The sequence below is a fragment of the Mesorhizobium sp. WSM4814 genome (genome assembly GCF_055811595.1).
In genome coordinates this window covers 169,762-195,918 of the sequence record NZ_JBVVQT010000010.1, presented here as the reverse complement: position 1 = coordinate 195,918, position 26,157 = coordinate 169,762, and the positions used below count along the sequence as shown (strand labels likewise).

Sequence of the window (26,157 nt, the reverse complement as noted above, 5' to 3'; positions counted from 1 at the left end):
TCGTGAAGCTCCAGTGGCTGGCTTCAGGCCAGCATGTAAATGTTGCGGATGGTCTCGTGGACGGTGCATTCGCCGGTCCAGCCGGCCGGGAACATGACCACCGTGGCAGCGGAGACTTCTATCACCTCGCCGTTGTCCGATCGGTAGGTCGCGCGGCCGGCAACGAAATGGCACAGTTCGTCGCGCGGGATCGCCAGCCGCCAGCGGCCGGGCGTGCAGACCCAGATGCCGGATTCCGGCTGGTTGTTCGGCCCCTTGTGGACGAGCCTGCCGGTGGAGTGCGAAGCACCTTCCAGCGCGTCGGGCTGGGCGCCCCAGTCGATCAGGTCGGTGCGGGTGGAGGCCTGGTGGAGGTGTGGGGCGGAGGAGGTTATGTGGGAGCTCCGCCATGCTTGTGCTTGACGTGCCCGCGCTATACGGCGGGGGCGCAAAGGAATGCCATACCCATCAGCCCGGGTCACAGCAGCTTCTCCAGCAGCCCCGCTGCCTTCTCGGGGCCGTTCTGCGCCTGCATCTGCGCCGACGTTTTCGCCAGCTTGGCCTTGATTGCCGGGTCGGTCAGGCAGGTTTCGATCTTGGCGATCAGCTCGGCATCGCTCCAGTCGTTGCGCGGCATGCCGAAGCCGTGGCCGGTCTCCTCGATCCGGGTCGCGTTGTCGTGGCCATCCCAGACATAGGGCATGATGATCGCCGGCTTGCCGAAATAGAGACACTCGGTGAACGAGTTGTTGCCGCCATGGTGGATCACTGCATCGACTTGCGGGATCACCGAGGGCTGCGGAAACCAGCTCTCGACGATGACATTGCCGGGCACTCGCGCGTATTGGTCCTTGTAGCCGCCGACATTGACCAGCGCCCGGTAGCGAGTCTCGGCCAGCGTCGCGATGATGCGCTTCAAGAGATCGACATCGCCGGCGCCAAGGCTGCCGAACGAGACGTAGAGCAGCGGCCCGTCATTGTTCTCGGCAAAGGTCGGCACGGTGTAGGGCTTCTCCTGCCGCACGCAGCCTTCCAGATACTGGAATTTTGCCGGGTCGAGCGGATGGCGGCGCTTGAACTTTGCCGCCTCGGGATAAAGCAACAGGTTGAGGTAAGGCGAGGCCTCGAAGAACTGGCCGATCGGATAAGGCGCTTCGTTGTTCGCTTTCAAAAACGCATTGAAGTCGTCATGAATCGGCTTGATGACCGCGTTGAAATGGTCGCGGTAGCGCTGATGGCAGGCGTGGTCGTTCTCGCCGCAGCCGGACAGATGCGGCGGGATGTCCTCGTCCTCGATCTCGTTTTCCGAGCAGGAGATGACGCGCACCCACGGCTTGCCATACTGCTTGATCGCCGGGAACATGATGACGTTGTCGACGCAGATGACGTCGGGCTTGATCGTCGCAAGCACGCTGGGCAGGTCCTTCTCAGCCCATTTGGCGCTGTCGACGATCGCCGTCCAGCAGTCCTTCACGTAATTGTCGACCTGGTCGTAGGGCGATTTGCGAAAATTCGGGATGTGGCCGTTGATGAAGTCTTCCCAGAACTTGGCCATCTGCTCGGGCGGCATCGGCTCGGACAGGTTGACCGGATGCGCCTCGAAGTCGTAGCCCTTGTAGACATCGACGAAACCGGGATCCGACAGGAACACCGCTCTGTGGCCGCGCGCCTCGACGGCCTGGGCGATGCCGACGGAATTGAGCGCCGGGCCGTGGGCCGCTTCCGGAAAAAACGCGATGGTCTTCTGCGCCATGAAAGTTCTCCTTCGATCACTCTGCGAAAATTCTGACGTCGGCGGCATCCCAGCCGAGCTCGACCGCATCGCCTGACGCGACCGGACGGCGGTCGGCGGCGTCGGCGGTGACGCGCACCAGGAACGGCTTTTGCGACAGAGTGGTGCGGACATGCAGCTGCAGGTCGAGCCCGTGATAGGCGAGCGCCTCGACGATGCCGGCAACACGGTTAGCCGTCTCTGGCGGCGGGAACAGCCGGATGCGTTCGGGCCGCACCGAAGCGACCGCCGCAGCGCCGGGCGAAAGTATTGCGGGAACCGTGCCTGATATTCGCGCACCATTGGCTGCCAGCACGCCGTCGGCGGCGGCTTTGCCCGGCACGAAATTCATCACGCCGATGAAGTCGGCGACGAAACGATCGGCCGGATGCTCGTAGACCGCATGCGGCGTATCGCATTGCAGCAGCTTGCCGTCCCTCAGCACCGCCATGCGATCGGCCATGACGAGCGATTCCTCCTGGTCATGGGTGACGATGACGAAGGTGATGCCGACCTCGTGCTGCAGGCGCTTCAGCTCCAGTTGCATGGCGCCGCGCAATTTCTTGTCGAGCGCGCCGAGCGGCTCGTCGAGCAGCAGCAGCCGCGGCCGCTTGACCAGCGCCCGCGCAAGCGCGACGCGCTGCTTCTGGCCGCCCGACAATTGCTCCGGCTTGCGGTCGGCGAAGGCGACGAGCTCGGTCGTCGCCAGGATCGCGTCGACGCGGGAGCGGATTTCCTTTGCCGGCAAGCGTTCCATTTCGAGGCCGTAGGAAACGTTGGCCCGGACGCTCATATGCGGAAACAGCGCGTAGGACTGGAACATCAGGTTGACCGGCCGCCTGTTGGGCGGGGTTTTGGCGATGTCGCGGCCGTCGAGCAGGATGCGCCCCTCATTGGGCGTCTCGAAGCCGGCCAGCATGCGCAGCAGCGTGGTCTTGCCGCAGCCCGAAGGTCCAAGCAAGGCGAAGAACTCGTTCTCGCGGATATCGAGCGAGATGCCGTCGACGGCCGTCACCCGGCCGAAATTCTTCGACACCTTGTCGATCGCCAGCAGCGTGCGCGGCTCGCTCATTGGCCGATGACTCCGCGGTTGAGCCGCTGCGACAGGGTCAGCGCGGTGATTGATACCGCCATGACGATGGTCGCCAATGCGTTGATCTCCGGCGTGATGCCGAAACGGATCATCGAATAGATCTGCATCGGCAGCGTGGTCGAGGCGCGGCCGGCGCCGGCGGTGAAGAACGCGATGATGAACTCGTCGACCGAAAGGGTGAAGGCGAGCAGCGCGCCGGCGACGACCGCCGGCAGGATGACCGGCAATGTCACCCGCCTGAAGGTGGTGACGGCCGAAGCGCCGAGATCGGCGGAGGCCTCGACGATCGACCAGTCGAAGCTTTTTAGCCGCGCGCGCACCACCGAGCAGACGAAGGCGAGGTTGAACACGACATGGGCGAGGACGATGGTGTGCAGGCCCAGGGTGAAATCGAGCATGGAAAAGAAGCTGAGCAGCGCGACCGCCAGCACGATGTCGGGAATGATCATCGGCGCAAAGATCAGCGCTTCGAGGCCGCTTCCATACTGCCGGCGCATTTCGACGCCGATCGCCAGAAGAGTGCCGAGCAGCGTGGCGATGGCTGTCGAGACCAGCGCCACGATCAGCGTGTTGAGGGCGGCGGAAAGAATCGCGGCGTTTCCGGCGAGCGAAGAATACCATTTCAGCGAAAAGCCCGACCAGACGGTCGGCAGCCCGCCTTGGTTGAAGGACAGCGCCACCAGCACGGCGATCGGAATGTAGAGGAAGGCGAAGACGAGGACGAGTATCGTTCGCAGGCCGAAGATGCGGGCTGGAGATGAAGTCATGGCTGACGTCCGATGGTCTGGAGGCAAGCGAGCGACGAGCGTCCTTCTCCCCGTTTATGGGGAGATACCGGCAGGCAGATGAGGGGCAGCGCCCAACGTTGCCGGCATTTGCGCCGCCCCTCATCCGCCCCTTCGGGGCACCTTCTCCCCGTGAACGGGGAGAAGGGAAAGAAGGGGGAGCGCTCAGTCATCGGCGCCTCCTTTCGCTTCGGCGATACGGCCCGCGGCGCGATCGGCAGCCAGGGCCTGCGCCGTCAGCACCAAAAGCATGATGGCGATCAGCGCCATCGCCAGCGCTGCGCCGAACGGCCAGTCATTGGCGGTCAGGAACTGGTCGTAGACAAGATTGCCGATCATCTGGAAGCGGCCGCCGCCGAGCAGTGCCGGCGTGACGAAATTGCCGATCGACAGCACGAAGACGAAGACCGCCCCGGCGGCGATGCCCGGCACCGTCAGCGGCAGTATAACCCGGCGAAATGTGGTCATGGCCGAAGCGCCGAGATCGCGCGAGGCCTCGGCCAGCTCCGGATTGAGCCGCGACAGAGGCGCGTAGCAGGCGAGGATGACGAAAGGCAGGTAATTGTAGACCAGACCGGCGATGACGGCGCCTTCGGTATAGAGCATCGACGGCGGCTCGCCGGTATAGCCGAACCAGCGCAAGAGCTGGGTGATCAGGCCTTCGCGGTTGAGCAGCACGATCCATGCATAGGTGCGGATCAGGTAATTGGACCAGAAAGGCAAGACGGCGAAGAACAGGAACACCGGCTGCCACCGGCGCGGTGCTGCCGCGATCGCATAGGCGGCGGCATAGCCGATCACCACCGCGATCAGCGTTGCCGTGCCGGCGATGCGCGCCGAATTGAGGAAGATGCCGGCATAGAGCGGGTCGAGCACCAGCCCGAAATTCTCCAGCGTGAAGCTGTATTCGATGCCGCCATAAATGCCGCGCCGGAAGAAGGCGAGCGCCAGCACCAGCGCGCATGGCACCACCATCAAGGCGGTGAGCCAAGCCAGCGCCGGCGCCATCAGCAAGGAGGAGCGAGAAGGTGTGAACGATCTCATGTCGCACCCTCCTCTGGCCTTGAGGCCATCTCAAAGGCATCGAAATTGTGTTTGGACAAGCGCCCCCTCACCCGGATTGCCAACCGAATTGCGAAGGGCAATTCGGGGCAATCCGACCTCTCCCCGAGGGGAGAGGAGGTCGCCGACCTTGGCGTCAGCCTCTTCTCCCCAGCGGGGAGAAGGTGGCCGCGAAGCGGCCGGATGAGGGGGTGCTGCGCCGGAGATTGGCGAGCGGCTGCAATCCAGCCGATCTCCCCCCTTGAGGGGGAGATGGCCGGCAGACCAGAGGGGGGCGTGAAGGAACGCAAGCCTGATTCCAGATGCCGAAACTACTGCGCCGCCTTGATCTCGCTGACGATCTTCGAATAGTCGCGCTGGGCGTCGCCGACGTCGCGCAACTGCTCGAACTTGACCAGTTCGGCCACAGGCATGTTCATATTTGGGAATTTGGCGAGGAAATCCGCCGGCAGGCTTTCCATAGCCGGCTTGTTCGGCACCTTGTAATCGATGTTCTGAGCCGCCCAGGCGTGGTTCTTGGCGTCCAGCATGAAGTTGATGAACTGGAAGGCGGCGTCCTTGTTGGCCGATGCCTTCATCACCACCATCGTATCGACCCACAGGTCCGAGCCTTCCTTGGGTATGGTGTATTTAATCTGCGGATTCTCGGCGATGCCATAGTTGCACCAGCCATCCCATGCCTGCACCATCAGCGCCTCGCCCGAAACCAGCTTCGAATAGAAGGTGGTGTCGTCATAGGCGAGCAAGGTCTTCTTGGCCGAGATCAGCAGGTCCTTGACCTCGGCGAGCTTGGCCGGATCGGTTTCGTTGACCGAATAGCCCTTGGCGAGCTGCCCGGCGGCAAGCAGCCAGCGGTCGGTCGCCAGCATCGTGGTCTTGCCCTTGAGCGCCTCGGACGGGGCGAGAAGATCGTTCCAGCTGGCCGGCTCGGTCTTCACCAGATCCGAGCGGTAGCAGAGGCCGGTGGTGCCCCAGGTGTAAGGCACGGAAAAATTGTTGCCGACATCGTGCGGCAGCTTGGCCGCCTCAGGATAGAGATTGGCGAGATTGGGGATCTTGGCGTGGTCGATCGTCTCGATCAGGCCGAGATTGTTCAGCACTTCTGCGAACGGCGAGGAAACGAAGACCACGTCATAGCCCTTGCCGCCCGAAGCAACGAGCTTGCCCATGATCTCCTCATTGGTGGCGTGAACGACGACCTCGCCGGAAACGGCGGTCGCTGCTTTGAAGGCGGCCATGGCGTCCGGCGCCATGTAGCCGTCCCAGTTGGAAATGACGAGGTCGGCGGCGGCCGCCGGCGCCGACAACGCCATAGCGAGGCCAAGCGCGATCGCGGATGTTTTTAACGAACGGTGCCGCAGGGTGGTGGCGGTCATGACAGACTCCCATTCTGGTTGATCGTCGAATTCAATCAATCGTCGGACCAGCGCTTGCGACGCGCTTCGATCCTGTTCCCCGGTCTTTTTATTGCCGATTGAACTAACAGTACTATTGCAGAAAAAAGTACGTCAATCCATAATTTGTCAAAATCGCCGCGAAATCCAGCCGATCGCGCCCGCAAAGGCAATCGGTCAAACCGCGGCGGTCGAGCCCGTTCACGAGAAACGCCATGCAAGCCGTTGCCAGACGCCCGCGCACCAATCATCTTGATCTCGCGCAGCGCATTCTCGACGTGGCCCGGCAGCGCGGCTTTACGGCCGGCGCCCATCTCCCGGAACAGCAGATCGCCTCGCTCTGCAACGTCTCGCGAACCCCGGTGCGGGCCGCGCTGCGCCTGCTCACCGAAAAAGGCGTCGTACGCTGGGAAGCCGAATCCGGCTATCGGCTGGCTGTCGACCTCACCAAGCAGGCGACCCTTGCCACTGACCTGCCAAGCGCCGAGGAGGACGAACTCGCGGAGATGATCCTGCGTGATCGGTCGGCGCGCCGGCTGGATCAGACGGTGACCGTCGGCGCGTTGATGCGGCGCTACAGTGCCGAACGAAAGACAGTACTAAAAGCGCTAAAGAAACTGACAGACGAAAATCTTCTGGATCGCGCACCGGGACAGGCCTGGCTGTTCAGGCGGGCGCCTGACGATCCGGAGGCGCAAGGGGAAAGCTACGAGTTCCGCCTGCTGCTCGAACCCGCCGCCATTCTGGCGCCTGGCTTTCGGCTGGACGGGACCCGCGCGGCAGCCTTGCGCCAGGGCATGGAGGCGCTGCTGGCGCTGCCCGACGCCACATTCGATATCAGAGAGTTCCAGCGGCTGGACATCGACTTTCACGGCATGATCGCCGACGGCTCCAGCAACCGCTTCGTCACCGACGCGCTGTCGGACCATCTCAGGCTGCGCCGGCTGCCGGGGACTTATGCCGGCGTCAACGTCTTCCGGCTGAAGCAATCGCTGCGCGAGCACCTGACCATACTCGACCAGCTGGAAAGCCGGCAGTATGAAGTTGCAGCCGATCTGCTTCGCGTCCATCTGCGATTGTCCCGCAGCCAGCGACCGCAGGCGGCCAGTCGCGGCGCTCCCGCATTGTTCGGCATGATCAGCCGGCCGGATTGACGAGGACCACGAGAACAGTGACGCGCAAAACCAGCCCGACTATCGCGTTGTTTCCCGAAGCGAGCTTCGGTGCCGCGCTCAATTGCGTCGGCATCGCGCAGGCCTTGCGCGCAAGGGGCGCGCGGCCGGTGTTCATCTGTCACGCCGGCTTTTCCGGTGTGTTCGCCGACTACGGGTTTCAGGAATATCAGTTGCCGACCGACGATCCGCTGACCGACAGCGAACGCCAGAGCTATTGGCAGGCTTTCGTGCGCCGGCATCTGCCGCATTTCAGGCTGAGCCCGATCGACCAGCTCGAAACCTATGTCGCCCCGACCTGGGAAGCGATCGTCGATACCGCGGTCAATGCCGAGGCGCCGCTGCGCCAATTGCTGACCCGGTTGAAGCCGGACGCCGTGGTGCTCGACAATGTCATCATGTTTCCAGCACTTGCTGCCGCCGGCTGCCCATGGGTGCGCGTCGTCTCCTGCGCCGAGACCGAGCTGCCCGACGCCGATGTACCACCCTATCTGTCCGGTCTCGCCGCCGACGACCCCGATCGCGCGGCCTTCGAGGCGCGCTACCTGGCAGCCGTCGCTCCGGCTCATGACCGGTTCAACCGGCTTCGGACCGACGCCGGTCTTGCACCCTTGCCGAGGGGCCTTTTTCTCGAAGCTTCGCCCGATCTCAATCTGCTGCTGACCCCGACGATCGTGCGCAGGCAGCGCGCCGAGCCGCTCGACCCGGCCCGCTTCGTCTATCTCGAAGGCTGCGTCCGTTCGGAAGGGCCGTTCGACGTGCCGGTCTTTCCACGCAATGACGGGCCGCTGGTCTATTTCAGCTTCGGCAGCCTGGGCGCGATGGATGTCGGCCTGATCGAGCGCATGCTCGCCGTGTTCGACCGGCTTCCGGCCCGCTTCATCGTCAATGTCGGCGGTCTGCGCGACAGCTATCGCGCGGTTCCGGACAATGTCTATCTCGACGCCTGGTTTCCGCAGCCGTCGGTTGTCGCCAAATCCGATCTCTTCATCCATCACGGCGGCAACAACAGCTTTTGCGAAGCGCTGCGTTTCGGCGTGCCGTCGCTGATCATGCCCTATTGCTGGGACGGGCACGACAATGCGCAACGCGCCGAGGAAACCGGCGTTGGCCGCCACCTCAGCCGCGATGGCTGGAGCGACGACGAACTGGAAAACGCCATCCTTGGCCTAATGGCCGATGGCGAGATGCGCTTTCGTCTCAAGGAGAATGCAGCCACCATGGCACGGGCGCCGGGAACCGAAATCGCCGCCGAATCCATTCTCGCCCTCGTAAGGACGTGACCTGATGCTCAACACCACGACAACGGATGCACCGCAAATGACCGCAACGGACGATCCGAAGCGATGGCTGGAGCAGCAGGGGATCAGGGAAGTCGAATGCCTGGTGCCGGACGTGAATGGCGTGTTGCGCGGCAAGGCGTTGCCAACGGCCAAGTTCCTGAAGTCGCTCGAAGACCGCGCGCTCTACCTGCCGAGCAGCGCCTTCCTGGTCTGCATAGACGGCCGCTATTCCGGTTCCAACGACGAGGGCTTCGCCTATCAGGATCCCGACATGCGGATGGTGCCGGATGTCGCGACGCTCTGCCTTGCGCCCGGCGCTGGAGCTGAAAAGGCCTATGTCTTCGCCGATGCGTTTTACATGGACGACCGGCCGTGGATGGCCTCGCCACGTCATGTGTTGAGAGCCGTGCTCGATCTCTATCACCAGCGCGGATGGCGGGCGGTGGTGGCGCCGGAGCTCGAATTCTACCTGACTGCGCCCAATCCCGATCCCGATCGGCCGTTGATCGCGCCGGTCGGGCGCAATGGCCGCTCCGAAACCGTGCAGCACCCCTATGACATGGCGGCGCTGGAGGAATTCGAGCCGGTGATCCAGCGGCTCTACGACTATGCCGCAAAGGCCGGGCTGCCGCTCGACACCTTGATCCACGAGTCAGGCACGGCGCAGTTGGAGATCAATTTCCTGCATGGCGACGCGCTGCCGCTGGCCGACAAGGTGCTGCTGTTCAAGCGGATGACGCGCCAGGCCGCGCAGCAATACGGCATGCATGCGACCTTCATGGCCAAGCCGATCGCCGCACAAGCCGGCAGCTCGATGCATCTCCACATCTCGGTCGTCGACGAGGGAGGGAATAGTCTGTTTGCCGGGCGCGACGATGCCGACACCGAGATGTTCGGGCATTTCATCGGCGGCCTGCAGAAATACATTCCCGAGGTGATGCCGCTGTTTGCGCCGAACGTGAATTCGTTCCGCCGCATCCGGCCCAACCACAGCGCGCCCGCCAACATCGAGTGGTCGCACGACAATCGCTCCTCCGGCCTGCGCGTGCCGGCCGGCGGGCGGGCCGCGCGGCGGGTGGAAAACCGGCTGCCCGGCGCCGATGCCAACCCGTATCTGGCGATGGCCGGCTCGCTGCTCTGCGGCTATCTCGGCGTCGAGGAAAAGCTCTCGCGTTCGGCCGAGGCATCGGGCAACGCCTATCGCAGCAAGAGCACGCTGCCGAAAACCATGGAGGAGGCGCTCGACCGTTTCGCCGCCTGCAGTCCGGTTCGGGACTTGCTCGGCGAGGATTTCGTCCAGACCTATTTGCGCGTCAAAAGCGTCGAACTCGACCTGTTCCAGAGCGTCGTCACCAGCTGGGAACGCGACCACCTGCTGCTCAAGGCCTGACTATGAGCTTGGATTCTGGGGGCTTCAATTCCGGCCTGGACATCGGCAGATCCTACTATGTCGCGACCGCCAATCCTGCCCCGGATCATTCGGCGCTGCAGGGCGACGTCGACGCCGATCTGGTGGTGGTCGGCGGCGGCTGCACCGGCCTGTCCGCAGCCCTTCATGCCGCCGAGCGCGGGCTGAAGGTGGTTCTCCTCGAAGGCGGCAAGATCGGCTGGGGGGCGTCGGGGCGCAATGGCGGCCAGATCATCCCCGGCCTGCGCAAGGGCGCCAAGGGCCTGGTCAAGCTTTATGGGCCCGAACGGGCGCGGGCGCTTTTCGCTCTCGCCCTTGAGGCGCGCGGGCTGGTGCTCGACCTGATCGAGCGCCATGCCATCGATTGCGACCTCCGGCTCACCGGCCATCTGGCCGGTGCGATAAACGGCTCCGACCTCCGCGACCTCGAGGAAGAGGCCGAGTGCCTTGCCGTCGTGATGAACTTTCATGACGTCGAGATGCTGTCTGCAGCGCAGGCGCGTGAAATGGTGAACACGCCCTATCACGGCGCCATGTACGAGAAGCTCGGCGGCCATATGCATCCGCTGAACTACACGCTGGGTCTTGCCCGCGCCACGGCAGCGGCAGGCGTTACCATCCACGAGAATTCGGTGGCGCTGCGGCTGGAGCGGGAACCTTCCATCCGGGTTTCCACGGCCAAGGGCACGGTCCGGGCCCGGCATGTCGTGTTGGCCGGCGACGCCCTGCTTCAGGGGCTCGAACCACGCGTCAACAGCCGCATCATGCCGGTCGGCAACTACATCATCGCCACCGAGCCGCTTGACGACTCCAGCGACGTCATCCCAAGCAATGCCGCCGTTTCCGACACACGCTTCGTCGTCAACTACTACCGGCTGTCGGCCGACGGCCGCCTGCTGTTCGGCGGTGGCGAGCGCTACACGCCGTCGCCGCCCGCCGACATTGCCGGCTTCGTGCGGCCGCATATGGAAAAGACCTTTCCGCAATTGCGCGGCCGCCGCATCGAGCATGCCTGGGGCGGGCTGGTCTCGGTGACGACATCGCGCCTGCCGGATGTCGGCCACTATGGCGAGGTCTATTTTGCGCATGGCTATTCAGGCAAGGGCGTGATCCTGTCGACGCTGTCGGGAAAGCTGCTTGCCGAGGCGATCACCGGCGATGCGTCGCGGCTCGATCTGTTTTCGACGCTGAGGCCAATGCCGTTTCCCGGTACCGCACTGCGCGGCCCGCTCTATGTCCTCGGCATGCTCTGGTACGCCATGCGCGACCGCATCAAGCATTGAGCAAGCGGTCCACTGCCGCCGTGGTCTTGCGACGGAGGGCGGCAACGCAGCTTCGCGACAAATTTGACCATGTGGACAAAGGTCGGACGCCGTTCCATAGTTCCCTCGCCTGATATCCAAAGAAACAGCCGGCTCGACACGGCGCCAATCAGAGGGGCATGCAATGGAAAACGGGAAGAGCAAAATCCAGTCGAAACGCGAAGGACTTTCGCGACGCAATTTGCTGGAACTCGGCGCGCTCGGCCTGGCGGCAGCCATGCTGCCGGGCAGTGCCTTGGCGCAGGACAAGAAGCTGAAGGTGGCGGCGATCTTCGCCACGCCGACCGAGGAGCCATGGGTCCACCAGATCCATGTCGCCCTGCAGAGGGCCGAGAAGGAACTCGGCATCGAGTACAAATGGTCGGAGAAGGTGCAGACGGCCGATTTCAGCCGTGTGATGCGCGAATATGCGCAAGGCGGCTATGAGCTGGTGCTGGGCGACGCGTTCGCTGCCGAACGCGAATCCCGCCGCACCGCCAAGCAATTTCCGAAGGTCGCCTTCCTGTTCGGCTCCGGCGCCGGGCCGGCCGAGCCGAATTTCGCTGTCTTCGACAACTGGATCCACGAGCCCGCCTATCTCTCCGGCCTGATCGCCGGAAAGATGTCGAAATCAGGCACGATCGGCGCCGTCGCGGCGATGGGCATTCCGGAAGTGAACCGGCTGGTCAATGCCTTCTTTGCCGGCGCCCGCGAGGTCAATCCTGACATCAAGAGAAAGGTCGCTTTCATCGGCTCCTTCTTCGACCCGCCAAAGGCCAAGGAAGCGGCTATCGCCCAGATCGACGCCGGCGTCGACGTGATCTATGCCGAACGTTTCGGCGTCATCGAAGCGGCGGTCGAGAGGAAGATCCTCGCCATCTCCAACATGTCCGACCAGTCCAACCTCGGCCCGGACACGGTGATCACCGGCCCGGTCTGGGATATGTATCCGACGGTCGAGCATGCGATCAAACTGGTCAAGGCCGGCGTCTTCACCGCGCAGGATTACGGCGATTTCTCGCGCATGGCCAAGGGCGGCTCCTTTCTGGCGCCCTATCACAAATTCGACAAGACGCTGCCCGCCGACGTCAAGGAGCTGGTCGAGAAGAAAAAGGCCGAAATCCTCGACGGCAATTTCCGTGTCGTCGTCGACGAGAACACGCCGGTTTCGGATTGAGCGCAGTTTTTTTGGGGTTGGCGCTGCACCCCCCCTCTGACCTGCCGGCAGGCCAGAGGGGGGGTGCAGCGCATCCCTCAAATCATAAGCCAATTCAGGAGCACCCTCGCCTTTGCCCGCCCCTCTCATCGAAATGCGCGGCATCTCCAAGAGCTTCGGCGCCGTCATGGCGAACGAGGCCGTCGATCTCAGCGTCGCGCCGGGCGAGATTCTCGGGCTGCTCGGTGAAAACGGCGCCGGCAAGACGACGCTGATGAACGTGCTGTTCGGCGCCTATGCGTCCGACGCCGGCGAGATCCTGGTTCAGGGCCGGCCGGTGACGATCAACAGCTCGGCCGATGCGCTCGCCGCCGGCATCGGCATGGTGCACCAGCATTTTCACCTGGCGCCGCGGCTTTCGGTGCTGGAAAACCTGCTGATCGGCATTCCCGGCAAATCGGGCCGGATCGACCGCGCCGGCGGGCTGGCGCGACTGGCGGATATCGGCCGCCAGCATGGCCTCACGCTCGATCCGGATCGTCCCGTCTCGGCGCTGTCGATCGGCGAGCAGCAGCGGCTCGAAATCGTCAAGGCGCTGTTTCGCGGTGCAAGGCTGCTGATCCTCGACGAACCGACGGCGGTGCTGGCGCCGACAGAGGTCGACGGGCTGTTTTCGGCGCTGCGATCGATGACGGCCCAGGGTCTCGGCATCATCTTCATCTCGCACAAGCTCAACGAGGTCAGGGCGTTGACCCATCGCTGCGTCGTGCTGCGGCACGGCCGCGTAACCGGGCGCGTCGATGCACCTGCCAGCACGACATCCTCGGAGATGGCGCGGCTGATGTGCGGCCACGAGATCGTTCCGCCGGCCAGGGGACAGTCGACACCGGGTGCCGCGGTGCTGACCCTGGACGGCATCTCGACGTCGCGCCATTCCGGCATGGCGCTGCGCAATGTCTCGCTTTCGGTGCGCGCCGGCGAGATCCTCGGCATTGCCGGTGTCTCGGGCAACGGCCAGCGGGCGCTTGCCGAGGTGATCTCCGGCGTTCGCGCCCCCGATGCCGGGCGGATGACGATAGCCGGCAAAGCTGTCTCGCGGTTCTCGCCGCGCGAGGTGCAGGCGCTCGGTCTCGGGCGCATCCCGGAAGACCGGATGACGACGGGACTGGTCACCAATCTGCCGCTCGCCGATTCGATGGTGCTGCCGCGTATCGGCATGGCGGCGTTCAGCCGCAACGGACTGCTCAGGCCGGATGCGATCCGCGCCTTCGCCGAGGCGCAGATCAAGGCGTATGACATACGCTGCCCCGGGCCGATGACGCGGGCCGGAGCGCTGTCCGGCGGCAATCTGCAAAAGGCGCTGCTGGCGCGTGAGCTCGCCTTCGACCCCAAGGTGCTGATCGTGTCGCAGCCGACGCGCGGCCTCGACATTGGTGCGGCGCGCTTCATCCACGAAAAGTTCCTCGACATGCGTGCCAGGGGCTGCGGCATCGTCGTCATCGGCGAAGACCTCGAAGAGCTGCTGATGCTCTGCGACCGCATCGCGGTGATGTATGAGGGGCGCATTGCCGGCACGCTGGCCAGCGCCGACGCCACCATCGCGCGGCTCGGCCTGATGATGACCGGGGCGGAGGGCCATGGTTGATGTTCCGCCTCGAAGCCCGCACCTCAACGCCCGCCTGGTTCAACCTGGCTCTGCCGCTGCTGGCCATCGGCGCGACATTGGTGCTGTGCAGCGGCCTCATCGCGCTGGCCGGCGCCGGGGTGATCGAGGCCTATGGCGTGATGTTCGCGGCGTCGCTGGGCGACAGCTACGCGATCACCGAAACGCTCGTGCGTGCAACACCGATGATCTTCACCGGGCTTGCCGTGGCGGTCGCCTTCCGCGCCAAATTCTGGAATATCGGCGCCGAGGGGCAGTTGCTTGCCGGTGCGGTGGCGAGCTGTGCCGTCGGCGCCATTCCGATGCCGGGGCCGCTCGCCATGCTGCTGATGGCGCTCGCCGGCGCCGCCGCAGGTGCTGCGGTCGCCCTGATCCCGGCGACGCTGCGGGTGAAATTCAAAGTCGATGATGTCGTTAGTTCACTGCTGCTCAACTCGGTCATCTTCTACGCGTTGATGGCACTGATTGAAGGCCCTTGGAAAGACAGCTTCAGCGGCTACCCGATCTCGCCGCCGATCGAGGATTCGGCGAATTTCCCGGTGCTGCTCGAAGGCACGCGGCTGCATCTCGGCGTCGTGGCGGCTTTCGTGGCCGCACCGGTCATCTGGTTCCTGATTGCGCGCACGACGCTCGGCTTCAGGATCAGGGTGATCGGCGAAAATCCCGAGGCCGCGCGCTATGGCGGCATCCATGTCGAGCGGGTGCTGATCTCGACGGCGCTGCTGTCCGGGGCGCTCGCCGGCCTTGCCGGCGTCAGCGAAGTCGGCGGCGTCCACTTCCAGGTGATGAGCGACATCTCGCCGGGCTATGGCTATTCCGGCATCGTCGTCGCCATGCTGGCGAGGCTCAACCCGCTTGGCGTGATGCCGGCGGCGCTGTTCCTCGCCGCCGTCATGACCGGCGCCGAGGCGATGTCGCGGGCCACCGGCGTTCCGGCCTTCCTCAGCGACGTCATCCAGGGCACCGCGCTGCTCGCCATGCTGGTGGCGCTGCTGTTCACGGCCTATCGCATCCGCCGCGTCGGAGCCGCATGATGAGCGTCGTGCTCGAACAGATTTTTCAGGTCGGCTTCCTCGCCGCGATCATCCGCATCGCCACGCCTTTGGCTTTCGCGACGCTGGGCGAGATGTTTTCGGAGCGGGCCGGCGTGCTCAATCTCGGCATCGAAGGCATCATGCTGTTGTCGGCGATGACCGGCTTCACCGCGACCAGCCTCAGCGGCAGCCTGTGGCTCGGCGTGCTTGCGGCGGTGCTGACCGGTGCGCTGATGGGTGCCGTGCATGCGCTGTTCACGGTGGCTCTCGGCCTCAGCCAGCATGTCTGCGGCATCGGCGTGACGCTGTTCTCGTCGGGCCTCGCCTATTTCCTTTACCGGCTTATCTTCGGCCAGCAATCGGTGCCGCCCAGCATCAAGAGTTTCGAAACGCTGCCGATCCCTGTTCTCTCCGACATCCCGGTGCTCGGACCAGCGGTGTTCAACCAGTTTTCGCTGGTCTACATGGCGATGGCAGCCGTTCCCCTTGCCGCCTTCGTGCTCTATCGGACGCCGTGGGGCCTGTCGGTGCGCATGGTCGGCGAAAATCCGCGCGCCGCCGATTCGGCCGGCGTCGGCGTCATCGCCACGCGCTTCCAGGCGGTGATCCTTGGCGGTGCCCTGATGGGGCTGGCCGGGGCTTTCCTGTCGATGGTGCAGTTCAATGCCTTCACCTTCGGCCTCGTCTCCGGGCGTGGCTGGGTGGCGATCGCGCTCGTCGTCTTCGGCCGCTGGGATCCCTGGCGTTCGGCAGGGGCCGCCCTGCTGTTCGCCTTCGTCGATGCCCTGCAACTGCGCATGCAGGCGAGCGGGCTCGGCCATATCCCTTATGAGGCGTTCCTGATGCTGCCCTTCATCTTCACCATCGTCGCCATGGCGGTGATGTCACGCAACGCCGTCGCGCCTTCGGCGCTGCTCAAGCCGTTCCGCCGCGAAGAACGCTGACAGGCCGGGGATGGGAATTCTCAGCCACTGCTTAGCGCCCGCATCACATTCGGCAGCGCCGGCAGCGTCAGCAAAACCGTGCCGGCAAGCCAGATCGACGCGACGACGATGCTCCTGGGGCGCGCCGACCAGCGCTCATAGAGCGCGGCCGGCACGCCGGCGAGCATGATGGTCATCGTCGACAGGATCAGCGCACTTGCCATGTAGACGATCTGGCTCAGGGGAGGCGCCCAGCCCGGATACCAGATCGGATAGAACAGGAACACCATCAGCACCCACGGCGAAAAGATGCCGTTGACGATGGCGACCGCCATGACCGGGACAAGAGCGTTTTTGTCCATTGCCTCAACCCCCCTGCGAAGCCATCGGCGCAATGCCGAAATTGATCAGAAAGACGAGGTAGAACACGCGCAAGGCCATAAGCCAGAGCACGCTGAAGACGATCACCACCGGCTGGGTCAGGATCGACGGCGTAATGCTCCGCACGGCCCGCAGGAACGGGTCCGTGACACTCTTGAAGAAGCGCCAGATGTAGTTGTCCCAGCTTTCGGGCACGAAGAAACCGAGCACGAGGCGACCGATCAGCGTGTACATCACCGCGGCAAGGACGAAATTCGGGATGTGGAAATACCAATAGGACCAGAAATCGTTCATGGGGGAGTTTCCAAGCAGCGGCGGCGCCGCGTTATGCCAGCGACGCCCCCGAAATGAAAGCGGGGTCCGTCACCGGACCCCGCCTTGAGCGCCGATCGCTATGCGCGATCAGGCGGTCTTTTCTTCCATCATCTGCTTGCCGCGCGGCACGCGGATTTCCTCGATGAAATCCTGCATGTCCCGGGACGGCGCCCTGGTGAGAAGGCTGACGATGATCATCACGGCGAAGCCAACCGGCAGTCCGAAGGCCGCCGACGAAATGTTCTTCACGCCCCACCACAGTTCCATATTCGGCGTCGCCTTGTCGAAGTCGGCGCCGTACTGGGTCATGACAAGGTAGAAGATGGTGATGCCGAAGCCCGCGATCATGCCGGCAACCGCACCGGCCGAGTTGGCGCGCTTCCACCAGACGCCGAGCACCAGCGCCGGGAACAGCCCGCCGGCGGCAAGCGAAAACGCCCACGACACCATCGACAGGATGTCCGACGGCTTGGTCGACGCGACGTAGGCGGCCAGCACGGCGACCATAACCAGCAAGATGCGGGACACGATCAGGCGCCGCGACGTAGGCGCATTCTGGTCGATCATCCTGTAGTAGATGTCGTGGCTGAGCGCGTTGGCGATGGCTAGCAGCAGGCCGTCCGCCGTCGACAGCGCGGCGGCAAGACCGCCGGCGGCGACGAGGCCCGAGATGACGTAAGGCATGCCGGCCATTTCCGGCGTCGCCAGCACGATCATGTCGGCGTTGAGGTTGATGTCGGCAAACGAAAGTGCCGTCACGCCCTTTTCGGCGCAGGCCGCGACGATCGCCGCGGAGTCTGTCGCCGCCTTGCCGCAGATCTGCACGAGCGTATTGTCGGCAGCGGCCCAGCGCATCATCCATCCGGCTTTCTCGGTGATGTTCTCGGGCGTCAGACCCGACGCCACCAGGTCGAGCATCGTCCACTTGGCGAACGCCGCATAGGCAGGCGCGGTGAAGTAGAGGATGAAGATGAACAGCAGCGACCAGGCGACCGAGACACGCGCTTCACGCACCGACGGGGTGGTGAAGTAGCGCATCAGGACATGCGGCAATGACGCCGTTCCGACCATCAGGCAGAGGATGAGCAGGAAGTAGTTCTTGGCATCGTAGCCGCCATGCACGAATGGGGTGATGTGATGCACGGTGATGCCCTGCGCCGTCTCAAGCGCGGTGATGTTCGCCAGCGCCTGGCCTTGCATCAATTGTGGGATCGGCACGCCGGTTTTCACCGTCGACATCCAGATGACAGGGATGAGATACGCGATGATGAGCACGATGTACTGGGCGACCTGCGTCCAGGTGACGGCGCGCATGCCGCCCAACATGGAGCACACCAGGATGCCGGCCAGTCCGACATAGACCGCGACGTTGAAGTCGATGCCAAGGAAGCGGGCCGAGATCAGCCCGGTGCCGAAAATCTGCGCGACGACATAGGTGAACGAGCAGGAGAACAGAACGATCACGCCGATGAAGCGGGCAAGATTGCCGCCGTAGCGCGCCGACAGGAAGTCGGGAACCGTGTAGGCGCCGAACTTGCGCAGATAGGGCGCAACGAGGATGGCCACGAGCACGTAGCCGCCGGTCCAGCCGAGCACGAAACCGAGGCCGTCATAGCCGAGCAGATAGAGTGAGCCGGCCATGCCGATGAAGGAGGCCGCTGACATCCAGTCGGCGCCGGTCGCCATGCCGTTGTAGAGCGCCGGTACGCGGCGCCCGGCGACGTAATATTCGCCGACGTGCATGGTGCGGCTCAGGATGCCGATCACCGCGTAGATGACGATGGTAAAGCCCATGAACAGGTAGCCGATGACAACATTTTCGACGCCCATGGCGCTCAAGATGGCCATCAGGATGATGAAGGCTATGAAGCCGCCGGTGTAGATGCCGTAGATGCGGCCGAGATTGGAGGTGAAGTCGCCTCCGCCTGCGGTGGTAGATGTCGTGTTAGCCATTGACGTTCCCCCGATCAATCTTCATGGACGCCATGCTCTTCGTCGATCGCGTTCTGGCGCCGTGCGAACCAGAACAGCATGACGACGAAGGCGATGAGCGAACCCTGAGCGGCCATGTAGAAGCCGAGCGGAAAACCAAAAATGACGATGCTGTTGAGTTGCTCCACGAACATGTGGATGACGTAACCGAAGAACACCCACAGGCCGAGCATGGTAAACATGAGGCTCTTGGTCTTGTTCCAATAACTTACGCGGTCTGGCGTCGCCATAGCTTGAACCCTCCCTTGGTTGGCAGCTTGCGAACCGTCTCGACCGCAAGGCGCCGTTTAAAGCTTGCCTCTTCCGCTGACGCGGAAGCCCTCCGGCATAGGTCGCGGCCAGGTATAGAATCAGCCGACCGTAACTTTGTATGAGTATCACTTCTTGTCGCGCCTGTTCATACGACTTTAGAATCGGTGAGAGGACTTGAATCGGTAAGAGGGCTGGCGGTGCGGCGTCGCGGAGGCTAAACGGTCAACATCGGTTGGAAACAAGACCGAAGGGAGAGCGCCGTGGGCCTGCTGAACAATTTGTTGCCCGAGTTCCTGCGCAAGCCGCAGCCGATCGTCAGCGTCGGCGAACTGGCTGACTTCATGGATTCTCGCGCCGCCTTCCTGGCCCAGAAAAGCATCGTCGAGTTCTGCCGCGTCAGGGCAGGAGTCTACTGGCAGAAGCTGTTCAGCGAGAAGGAGTTCCAGGCGGCGCTCAACCATTCACGCTGGCGCGCCTACCCTGCGTGTTACGCCATGATGGCGGAAATGGTGGAGGGTGCGCTGCGCGAACCCGCCGGCTTGCGCCAGCGAGGCCTGCCAGCGGCGCTGGAAAAAGTCGCCCTGGCAAGCTTCTCCAAATATGCCGTTCCGGCGGGCTCGCCCGCCACTTTCTGGGAGGACGCCGCCGAGCTTACACATCAGCGTCTCGCCGCCACCCAGATCGGCCCGCCGCGCCCGGTGCGCGAGATCCCCGAGCCGCTGGCGCGAACGGTTTTCGAGATGATACCGATCCACCCCAATCTGCTGACCAACGACTACGACTATATCTTCAACTTCCTGAGAATGAATCTTCTGCGCGCGCATGAGGATTTCCTGGTGCAGGCCGACCGCAGCGCCCTTGTCGATGAACTGCTTGGCGCCGCGCGCAGCTGAGTTTGTTTACTGTCCGAGCGTCGCCGGCGATGCGAACATCAGGTCCCGCACCAGGTCGGGTGCCGACTGAAGCCGCTTGATGAGGCTCTTGAGCTGTGCCTGCTGCTCGCGCGCCAGCGCATTGATCTCGACGCGGTTGGATACCGGTATACCGGAGTAGATGTCACGCGTCTGCTGAGCGAGCAGCAAGCCGACCAGCATGGCGTGGCCGGCTAGCATCGCCTTCATGTCGGGCCCGCCGCCAATATCCAGGGCGATCAGTCGCTCGAGCCGGGCACGCGTGTTTCGCTCGCGGATGCCGTGGCGAATTGCAAGCGTGCGTGCGGTCGCGACGATTGGAAAAAGGCCATGCTTCTTGATGTCCAGCCGGCCATTTTCAAGCTGAAAGCCGCCAAAGACAGTGAAGGGACTGCCGGTCGTCATCTGCTCGCCGAGCAGCTTCGCGAACACCGGCTCGGCGTGGGCGCGGTCATACGCATATTCGAGGAACTGCGCGGCCAGCGTCGTGTCACCATGCACCGGTCGCAGGTCGTAGACGATATCGACGTTGAGCAGGTCCTCAGGCCGCAGGCGGCGAACCCAATCCTCGACGCGCCCCTTCCAGCTGGAGAGGCTACCGCGGAATGCGGCATTCGAGGCCATTACCCCGCCTTTGCAATACGGCACGCCTGAGATGTCGAGCATGTCGGCGAGCCTGACCCCGAGATTCTTGAACCAGCGATCTTCGGGCCCATCCGGCTCGCCATCTGCAAAGACGATTGCGTTGTCCTGGTCGGGGGCCATCAGGCTTTCGCCACGGCCGCCTGAGCCGAGCACGAGCACGGCGTAGGCGCAGGGCGGCGGGCCGTGGCCTTCGATCTGCATCTGCTGTTCGGCAAGCACGGCGGCGCGGCGGGTAAGCGAGCAAAGTTCGTCGCTGATGATTTCCGCCACCACGCGCGGGTCGATTGCTTCGCCGAGGAGCGAACGTACCACGCCCGGCAGCATCGACCAACTGGCCGCCAGTTCGGCGGCATCCCTGGCATGTTCGATGGTGTCGTCGAGATCGATGGCAGCGGCGGCGCGGAGCCTCAACAGGTCGCGCGCCGAAAGCACGCCGACCAGCATGCCACCGTCATCGCGGACGGCGAGGTGGCGGACTTTCAGCCGATCCATGCGGCCGATCGCCCGGTAAGCGAAGGCGGCGGCGCGGATGCTTATCAGCGGTCGCGCTGCGATGTTTCCGACCGGCATGTCAAAAGCCTGCTCGGCGTCGGACGACATGCGGCGCAGCAGGTCACGCTCGGTAACGATGCCATACGCCTCGATCGCTTGATCCGGCGTTCCACGCTCGGACACGAGGACCGAGCTGATCTTGCGCTTGACCATGAGGTCGATGACCTGCCTTGTCGGTTTGGTCGACTTCACCACGACTGGCGGGCTGCTCATGAGGCTGCCGACGCGATGGCGATAGGCATAGGGATCAACCGGCTGAAACGCGGGAGCCTGGGGTCGCGACACCGGCTCGGCCCAGCCGGCGCGATGGCCGGCTTCGAGAGCGTCCGAAAGGGCAAGGCAGGCAACCTCGGCCTCTCCAAGTGTTCGGATGTTGCGCTTGCGCAACTCCGGAATCAACGCGGCAAAGATGTCTCCGGCCGCAAACGCATCGCCCAGAGCCGAATGCCGGCCGGTTATCTCCAGGCGAAGCCATCCGGCGATCGTTTCCAGCGAATGGTCTGCCAGATTGGGATTTGCTATGGTTGCAAGAAGCCGGACGCACAGCGCCCGAGGCTTTTTCCAGGGCAAGCGGGCGCGTCGGCATTCGCGCTCCAATACCGCCAGGTCGAAGCCGATCGAATGGCCGACGAGGATGCGGTCGCCGACGAACTCCTGGAATTGTGCCCATGCATCCGGGAAACTGCCGGCTCGGTCAACATCGGCATCGGTGATGCCGTGGACGAGCGAAGCCTCGGACGGGATTGCTTCACCGGGATCGATGAGGAGATCGAGCTGAGTTTCCCGGACGACCTTGCCATGCGCGATGCCGATCGCGCCAATCTGGACCACGCGCGCCCTGGTGGCGTCGGGCCCGGTTGTTTCGGTGTCGACGGCGGCAGCCGCAATTGCTATCAGCGGTGTCGCGCCGCTCGGCGGCTTCAATTCCGTCTCCTTCGGCATAGCCGATAGCCTTCCTCTGCCGGATGTTTTGCCCAGACAACGCCTGTCCGAGACAGCACCTGTCGGTGCGAAAAGGTTCGATCCGGCTTGCCATGCAACATAGAGCGCGCCGGCGGGCCGCGTCGATGGCCGAAGTCAGGCTATGGCGTTCGCAATGTTGCGCCGGGGAGTTGCGCGCCTGCACGTCCAGGCGGCACATTCGCCTTAAAGTGATTTGATACGGTCGCAGCGCTCGCACATTGTCGGCGAGCTTGCTGCCGAGGGCGCCGATGGATGAGATCAGGCGGGTTGCTGTGGGGTGCATCGGGCGCGCCGTCATGTTCGGCTCGCTTGCCATTGGCTGTGTCATGGTCGGATTCTCCTTCAACCCGGTGTCTGCATTTCGCTCCGGCGCGTTCCTCACGCTGACCATGGTTCTGGCGCTGATGTGGAAAGCCACGACCGCAGCCTTCAAAAATCCCAAGCACACCGAAGTCTGGCTCTACCTCGATGAGAAATCGCGCCCAGCCGATGCCTCGGCACGACGGGTGTTCGGCACCATCATGGGCGACGTTTACAGACTCTACGCCCGGATCGCACTCGGCGTCGCGGTCGGGTTCTTCCTTGTGTCGCTCGTGCTGATGCTGTTCGGCCTGGAAGCTTACAGGCCGCCCGCCAACTAGGCGGCCGCTCCGCCCATCCCTGCCCGCCCGCACGACCGGGCGTTTTGCCATCGGGCCGATCGGCCTCGGAAAGTGCCGCGGTAAGCAGCAAACAATCCAAATTGTCCTCAGGTTGGAGAAAAACATTCTAAGGATCGCTGGAAAATAGCACTCGACAAAGTCTACTAATTTAATAGATTAACGGCCGAGACGGAGGTCGATATGTCCTATTTCCAGAACGCCCACACTGCCCGCAAAGGCCAAAGGCTCGGTTCCGAGCAGACTTGGCGGCCGGCCTATGCGGGCGCCTTTGCCTATCTCGTCTTTGCCCTTGCGTTCGTGTTCACCGGGGCGGTCGTTCTAGGTTTTGTTCCCTGACTATGGAGCCCGCGAGTCATCGGGCCTGACTAAAGGGATAGCTGTCTGCCGTTTCGCGATATCGGAGTTGAATGAACCGAGTCCCGGTGCGCTTTCGCGCGCTTGACCCCAACGTGATGGAGGAGATGGCAATGCCGTTCGAGTTCACGCATGTTCCCGGTAAAACTCACCCGGCCGACCCAACCGCGCCGTTTTTCTACGATTTCGCGGAAACCGCGACAAAGCTGTCGCTGATCGAGGACATCGGTTTCCAGAAAATCGTCGTCGACGATCCGGCCGGGCTGCTGACCAATATGGATATTGCCGCCCGGGCGCTGGACCGCACTTCTTCGCTCGAGATCGTTCTCACGCATTGGGCTGGTGTAATCGACCCGACGGTGGCGGCACGGCAATTGGCGGCCCTCGACGCGAAAAGCGGCGGTCGGCTGTCGCTCAGGATGCTCAGCGAGCCGCTGAACGACGACGATGCCGAAACACGCCCGGTCGGTCATACGGTTGTCTGGCAGCGCATCGATGAATATCTGGTGCTGCTGAAACGGTTGTGGTCGAACGACAGGCCGTTCGACCATGAAGGCGCCTTCTACAGCGTCAGCGGCGGCTATGTGCCGCGCAAGGGGCCGCGTAGCGCCGGCGTGAGCATCCGCATGGGGGGACGGTCCGGAACGGCGCTCAGGGTCGCCGGGCGGCATGCCGATGTCTACGAGCTGACGCCGGGTTCGCTCGACGAGATCCGGCAACTGATGGAGCGGGTGCGCAATGCCGCCGCCGAACACGGCCGGGCCGGCAAGCTGCGCTTCGCGCTTCCCGTCCGGATCCGTTCGGCCGGCAACGCCGCCTGCCAGAAGGCGGTCGAAATTGCCGGACCGCCGGCACAAGTCGCGCTTTCCCTGCTTCCTTATGCTGCCCTGGGAATCGAGGAATTCATGATCGTCGGCGTCGACAGGCCACGCGAGATCGCAATGGCTGGCCGTGAAACGATCGCGCTGCTGCGCAACACTCTGGCGCGCCGCGAGGCTCCACCGCCCGGGGCGTTTGCGCCTCGCGTGATCCGCGAAGCACGCGCCGGCTGAGCGCGTGCTATACGCTTGGTGGTCGCCAACCCGAAGCGCGTGGCGGGGCCGCTCATTGCCGGCCTTTCCACATCAGCACCATGAAGTAAGGCCCGCCAACCAGGGCAGCTAGCAAACCCGCAGGAATCTGCCACGGGAAAATCAGCATCCGGCCGGCCCAGTCGGCCGAAACAAGCATCATGCCGCCAAGCATCGCCGATGCGAAAAGCTGCGGCAAGGCGCGTCGAAAGCCGAGCATGCGGGCCAGGTGCGGCGCCATCAATCCGACGAAACTAAGCGGCCCGATGACCAGCGTGGCTATTGTCGTCGGCACCGAGATAAGCACCAGGAGCACGACCCGCACGCGAAACAGGCCAAGCCCGAGCCCGCGCGAGGCGGCTTCTCCAAGCGGCAGGATTTCCAGCCAGCGGCTGGTGAGGGGCACGATGGCGAGCAGAGCAGTCGCCGCCACGGCGGCGATTGTGGCATCGGCGGCGGTGGCCCGGTAGGTGGAGCCGGACAGCCAGCCGATCAGCGTATCGAGCCGAGGATCGCCGCTGGCGAGCATCACCGCCGAGAATGCCGACGCCATCGTCGCCACGGCGACCCCGGAAAGCAGCAACCGATCAGGCGCGAGAGGCTGCTGGCGGCCGGCCGGCGAAACCATCGCCAGGCTGACCAGCGCCCCGACGAGACCGGCCGCGATCATCGCCGGACGGTTGACATCAGAAGTCGCGACGAAGAGCAGCAGGATGCCTAGCGAGGCGCCTCCTGAGATACCCAGCACCTCGGGCGCCGCCATCGGATTGCCGGTCATCCGCTGCATCAGCGTGCCGACCACGCCCAGCATCATACCAGCGCAAACCGCGACGACGATGCGAGGCGCTCTGAGCGGCAGCAGGTCGGCAAGTTCGGCGGCCGAGGCCACGTGCCAGCCGGTCGCGCCTCGCCCGACAACAAGCGCGGCGCAGAGAAGAAGCGCCATCGCGACGAGCCCCAGCAGCAGATAGGCCCACCCGCTGCGCCTGCGCACGGAAGCCAGCATGGTGCCGTCCCGATCCGGGCTGGTGCGCAATTTCGGCAGGAGAAGAAACAGCAGCGGCGCACCGAGGAAAGCAGTCGCCACGCCTGCCGGGATTTCGGAGGTAAACGGCAGGACCTGCACCAGCCGGTCGGTCAGCCACAACAGCATGGCGCCCGCAAGCGGCGCCCAGATCATGCGCTGGCGCAGGGTCCGTGCGCCGGCGAGCCTGACCAGCGCCGGCGCCGCAAGCGCCACGAAGCTGATGACGCCAACGGCTGCGACCACCATGCTGCTCAGCGCGACGGCGACGGTCATCCCGGCCAGCCGTGTCACCACGGGTTTCGTGCCGAGGCTTTCGGCTCCCTCGTCGCTGAGGTCGAGAAGCCGCAGTGGCCGGAGCAGAAGGAAGGCAGCAATGCCGGCCATCGCCAGCCATGGCGCGAACCCGAGCACCACGGCATCGCCGTTCTGGATTAGCGAACCGCTCTGCCAGATGAAGAGTTCCTCGGAATATTCGCGGTTGGCCGCCATCAGCAGGGCGCTCGCCGAACTGCATGTGAGGCTGACCACCAGGCCGGAAATGATGATCGCGACCGGCGAAAAACTCCGGCCCCGGGCCAGAGCCAAAACCGCCAGCGTCGACAGGGCGCCGCCGGCGAGCGCCACCCATTCGCGACCTTGCTCCAGCATCCACGGCGCGTAGAGCGTGGCGATCGTCAGGGCGACGGTGGCGCCGGCATTGGTGCCGATGGTCGTCGGCTCGGCGAGCGGATTGCGCAGCAGCTGCTGGAGCAGCGTGCCGGTCAGGCCGAGCGCCGCGCCGGCCAGCAGACTGATCGCCAAACGCGGCAGAAACGCATGCCGGTAAAGCAGCTGCCGCGGATCGGCAAAGTCGGTCGCCCCGAGCGACTGCCACCACATGTCGGCGGGCAACAGGCGCAAAAGCCCGGCAGCGGTGAGATAGGCGGCGAGCACCGCCGGCATGCCGACGAGGGCGACGAGCATCCCTGCCTTGAAACGAGCACGATGGCCGGCTGTGGACTGCATGATG

24 protein-coding genes are annotated in these 26,157 nt (G+C 64.1%); 12 read left to right on the top strand and 12 right to left on the bottom strand.

The features are described from left to right. Window positions 1-23 precede the first annotated feature (23 nt). The 6 genes from AC0L2V_RS17645 to AC0L2V_RS17620 form a co-directional block, all read right to left on the bottom strand. Window positions 24-461, bottom strand: coding sequence for a cupin domain-containing protein (locus AC0L2V_RS17645; protein ID WP_473520713.1), 438 nt, complete (start codon window positions 459-461; stop codon window positions 24-26). Beyond that, a complete protein-coding gene (locus AC0L2V_RS17640; RefSeq protein ID WP_473520712.1) occupies window positions 458-1,732 on the bottom strand; it encodes a glycosyltransferase in 1,275 nt (424 codons plus the stop codon). The genes AC0L2V_RS17645 and AC0L2V_RS17640 overlap by 4 nt, the downstream gene beginning before the upstream one ends. Before the next feature lie 16 nt (window positions 1,733-1,748). Then, window positions 1,749-2,822, bottom strand: coding sequence for an ABC transporter ATP-binding protein (locus AC0L2V_RS17635; RefSeq protein ID WP_473520711.1), 1,074 nt, complete (start codon window positions 2,820-2,822; stop codon window positions 1,749-1,751). Next, window positions 2,819-3,610: an ABC transporter permease gene (locus tag AC0L2V_RS17630; RefSeq protein ID WP_473520710.1), complete on the bottom strand. Its 792-nt coding sequence runs from the start codon at window positions 3,608-3,610 to the stop codon at window positions 2,819-2,821. Before AC0L2V_RS17630 ends, AC0L2V_RS17635 begins: the two co-directional genes overlap by 4 nt. A 183-nt stretch (window positions 3,611-3,793) precedes the next feature. Continuing rightward, window positions 3,794-4,636 (bottom strand): ABC transporter permease, encoded by an 843-nt coding sequence (locus tag AC0L2V_RS17625; protein ID WP_036269997.1) that lies wholly within the window; start codon window positions 4,634-4,636, stop codon window positions 3,794-3,796. A 365-nt stretch (window positions 4,637-5,001) separates the two neighbouring features. Beyond that, complete coding sequence (locus tag AC0L2V_RS17620) at window positions 5,002-6,066, bottom strand: polyamine ABC transporter substrate-binding protein (RefSeq protein WP_473520709.1); 1,065 nt, start codon at window positions 6,064-6,066, stop codon at window positions 5,002-5,004. A gap of 233 nt (window positions 6,067-6,299) precedes the next feature. Between AC0L2V_RS17620 and AC0L2V_RS17615 the strand changes: the two genes are divergently transcribed. The 8 genes from AC0L2V_RS17615 to AC0L2V_RS17580 all read left to right on the top strand — a co-directional run bounded on the left by AC0L2V_RS17615 (window position 6,300) and on the right by AC0L2V_RS17580 (window position 16,045). Next, window positions 6,300-7,238: a GntR family transcriptional regulator gene (locus AC0L2V_RS17615; RefSeq protein WP_473492548.1), complete on the top strand. Its 939-nt coding sequence runs from the start codon at window positions 6,300-6,302 to the stop codon at window positions 7,236-7,238. Between the two features lie 17 nt (window positions 7,239-7,255). After that, window positions 7,256-8,539 carry a glycosyltransferase gene (locus AC0L2V_RS17610; RefSeq protein WP_473520708.1) on the top strand — a complete coding sequence of 428 codons (1,284 nt, stop codon included), beginning with the start codon at window positions 7,256-7,258 and terminating at the stop codon, window positions 8,537-8,539. Window positions 8,540-8,576: 37 nt separating this feature from the next. Then, window positions 8,577-9,929: a glutamine synthetase family protein gene (locus tag AC0L2V_RS17605; RefSeq protein ID WP_473520707.1), complete on the top strand. Its 1,353-nt coding sequence runs from the start codon at window positions 8,577-8,579 to the stop codon at window positions 9,927-9,929. A gap of 2 nt (window positions 9,930-9,931) precedes the next feature. After that, window positions 9,932-11,230, top strand: coding sequence for an NAD(P)/FAD-dependent oxidoreductase (locus AC0L2V_RS17600; protein ID WP_473520706.1), 1,299 nt, complete (start codon window positions 9,932-9,934; stop codon window positions 11,228-11,230). A gap of 163 nt (window positions 11,231-11,393) precedes the next feature. Continuing rightward, window positions 11,394-12,425: a BMP family protein gene (locus AC0L2V_RS17595; RefSeq protein WP_473517136.1), complete on the top strand. Its 1,032-nt coding sequence runs from the start codon at window positions 11,394-11,396 to the stop codon at window positions 12,423-12,425. A 112-nt stretch (window positions 12,426-12,537) separates the two neighbouring features. Then, entirely contained in the window at window positions 12,538-14,049 is a 1,512-nt protein-coding gene (locus AC0L2V_RS17590) for an ABC transporter ATP-binding protein (RefSeq protein ID WP_473520705.1), read from the top strand. After that, the gene (locus tag AC0L2V_RS17585) at window positions 14,049-15,101 is read left to right on the top strand and encodes an ABC transporter permease (protein ID WP_023800525.1); all 1,053 of its coding nucleotides are present in this window, start codon (window positions 14,049-14,051) and stop codon (window positions 15,099-15,101) included. The genes AC0L2V_RS17590 and AC0L2V_RS17585 overlap by 1 nt, the downstream gene beginning before the upstream one ends. Further along, window positions 15,101-16,045, top strand: coding sequence for an ABC transporter permease (locus AC0L2V_RS17580; RefSeq protein ID WP_023800524.1), 945 nt, complete (start codon window positions 15,101-15,103; stop codon window positions 16,043-16,045). The genes AC0L2V_RS17585 and AC0L2V_RS17580 overlap by 1 nt, the downstream gene beginning before the upstream one ends. Window positions 16,046-16,065: 20 nt before the next feature. Here AC0L2V_RS17580 and AC0L2V_RS17575 read toward each other — a convergent pair whose 3' ends face one another. The 4 genes from AC0L2V_RS17575 to AC0L2V_RS17560 form a co-directional block, all read right to left on the bottom strand. Continuing rightward, complete coding sequence (locus tag AC0L2V_RS17575) at window positions 16,066-16,386, bottom strand: hypothetical protein (RefSeq protein ID WP_023800523.1); 321 nt, start codon at window positions 16,384-16,386, stop codon at window positions 16,066-16,068. A 4-nt stretch (window positions 16,387-16,390) separates the two neighbouring features. Beyond that, window positions 16,391-16,699: a YggT family protein gene (locus tag AC0L2V_RS17570; protein ID WP_287241299.1), complete on the bottom strand. Its 309-nt coding sequence runs from the start codon at window positions 16,697-16,699 to the stop codon at window positions 16,391-16,393. A 108-nt stretch (window positions 16,700-16,807) separates the two neighbouring features. Next, window positions 16,808-18,673, bottom strand: coding sequence for a sodium:solute symporter family protein (locus AC0L2V_RS17565; RefSeq protein WP_473520704.1), 1,866 nt, complete (start codon window positions 18,671-18,673; stop codon window positions 16,808-16,810). A gap of 14 nt (window positions 18,674-18,687) precedes the next feature. Beyond that, window positions 18,688-18,942, bottom strand: a complete 255-nt coding sequence (locus AC0L2V_RS17560; protein WP_473520703.1) for a DUF4212 domain-containing protein — start codon at window positions 18,940-18,942, stop codon at window positions 18,688-18,690. A gap of 282 nt (window positions 18,943-19,224) precedes the next feature. Here AC0L2V_RS17560 and AC0L2V_RS17555 point away from each other — a divergent pair, with 282 nt between their 5' ends. After that, window positions 19,225-19,857, top strand: coding sequence for a hypothetical protein (locus AC0L2V_RS17555; protein WP_473520702.1), 633 nt, complete (start codon window positions 19,225-19,227; stop codon window positions 19,855-19,857). A 6-nt stretch (window positions 19,858-19,863) separates the two neighbouring features. Here AC0L2V_RS17555 and AC0L2V_RS17550 read toward each other — a convergent pair whose 3' ends face one another. Continuing rightward, window positions 19,864-22,014, bottom strand: coding sequence for a DUF294 nucleotidyltransferase-like domain-containing protein (locus AC0L2V_RS17550; protein WP_473520701.1), 2,151 nt, complete (start codon window positions 22,012-22,014; stop codon window positions 19,864-19,866). Window positions 22,015-22,283: 269 nt separating this feature from the next. On the opposite strand from AC0L2V_RS17550, the gene AC0L2V_RS17545 reads away from it, so the two are divergent. The 3 genes from AC0L2V_RS17545 to AC0L2V_RS17535 all read left to right on the top strand — a co-directional run bounded on the left by AC0L2V_RS17545 (window position 22,284) and on the right by AC0L2V_RS17535 (window position 24,103). Further along, window positions 22,284-22,676, top strand: a complete 393-nt coding sequence (locus AC0L2V_RS17545) for a hypothetical protein (protein WP_023800517.1) — start codon at window positions 22,284-22,286, stop codon at window positions 22,674-22,676. A 201-nt stretch (window positions 22,677-22,877) separates the two neighbouring features. After that, window positions 22,878-23,033: a hypothetical protein gene (locus tag AC0L2V_RS17540; protein WP_091592315.1), complete on the top strand. Its 156-nt coding sequence runs from the start codon at window positions 22,878-22,880 to the stop codon at window positions 23,031-23,033. Between the two features lie 131 nt (window positions 23,034-23,164). Beyond that, window positions 23,165-24,103 carry an LLM class flavin-dependent oxidoreductase gene (locus AC0L2V_RS17535; RefSeq protein WP_473520731.1) on the top strand — a complete coding sequence of 313 codons (939 nt, stop codon included), beginning with the start codon at window positions 23,165-23,167 and terminating at the stop codon, window positions 24,101-24,103. Between the two features lie 52 nt (window positions 24,104-24,155). On the opposite strand, the gene fhuB is transcribed toward AC0L2V_RS17535, so the two are convergent. Then, window positions 24,156-26,153, bottom strand: coding sequence for a Fe(3+)-hydroxamate ABC transporter permease FhuB (gene fhuB / locus AC0L2V_RS17530; protein ID WP_473520700.1), 1,998 nt, complete (start codon window positions 26,151-26,153; stop codon window positions 24,156-24,158). Window positions 26,154-26,157: the final 4 nt, after the last annotated feature.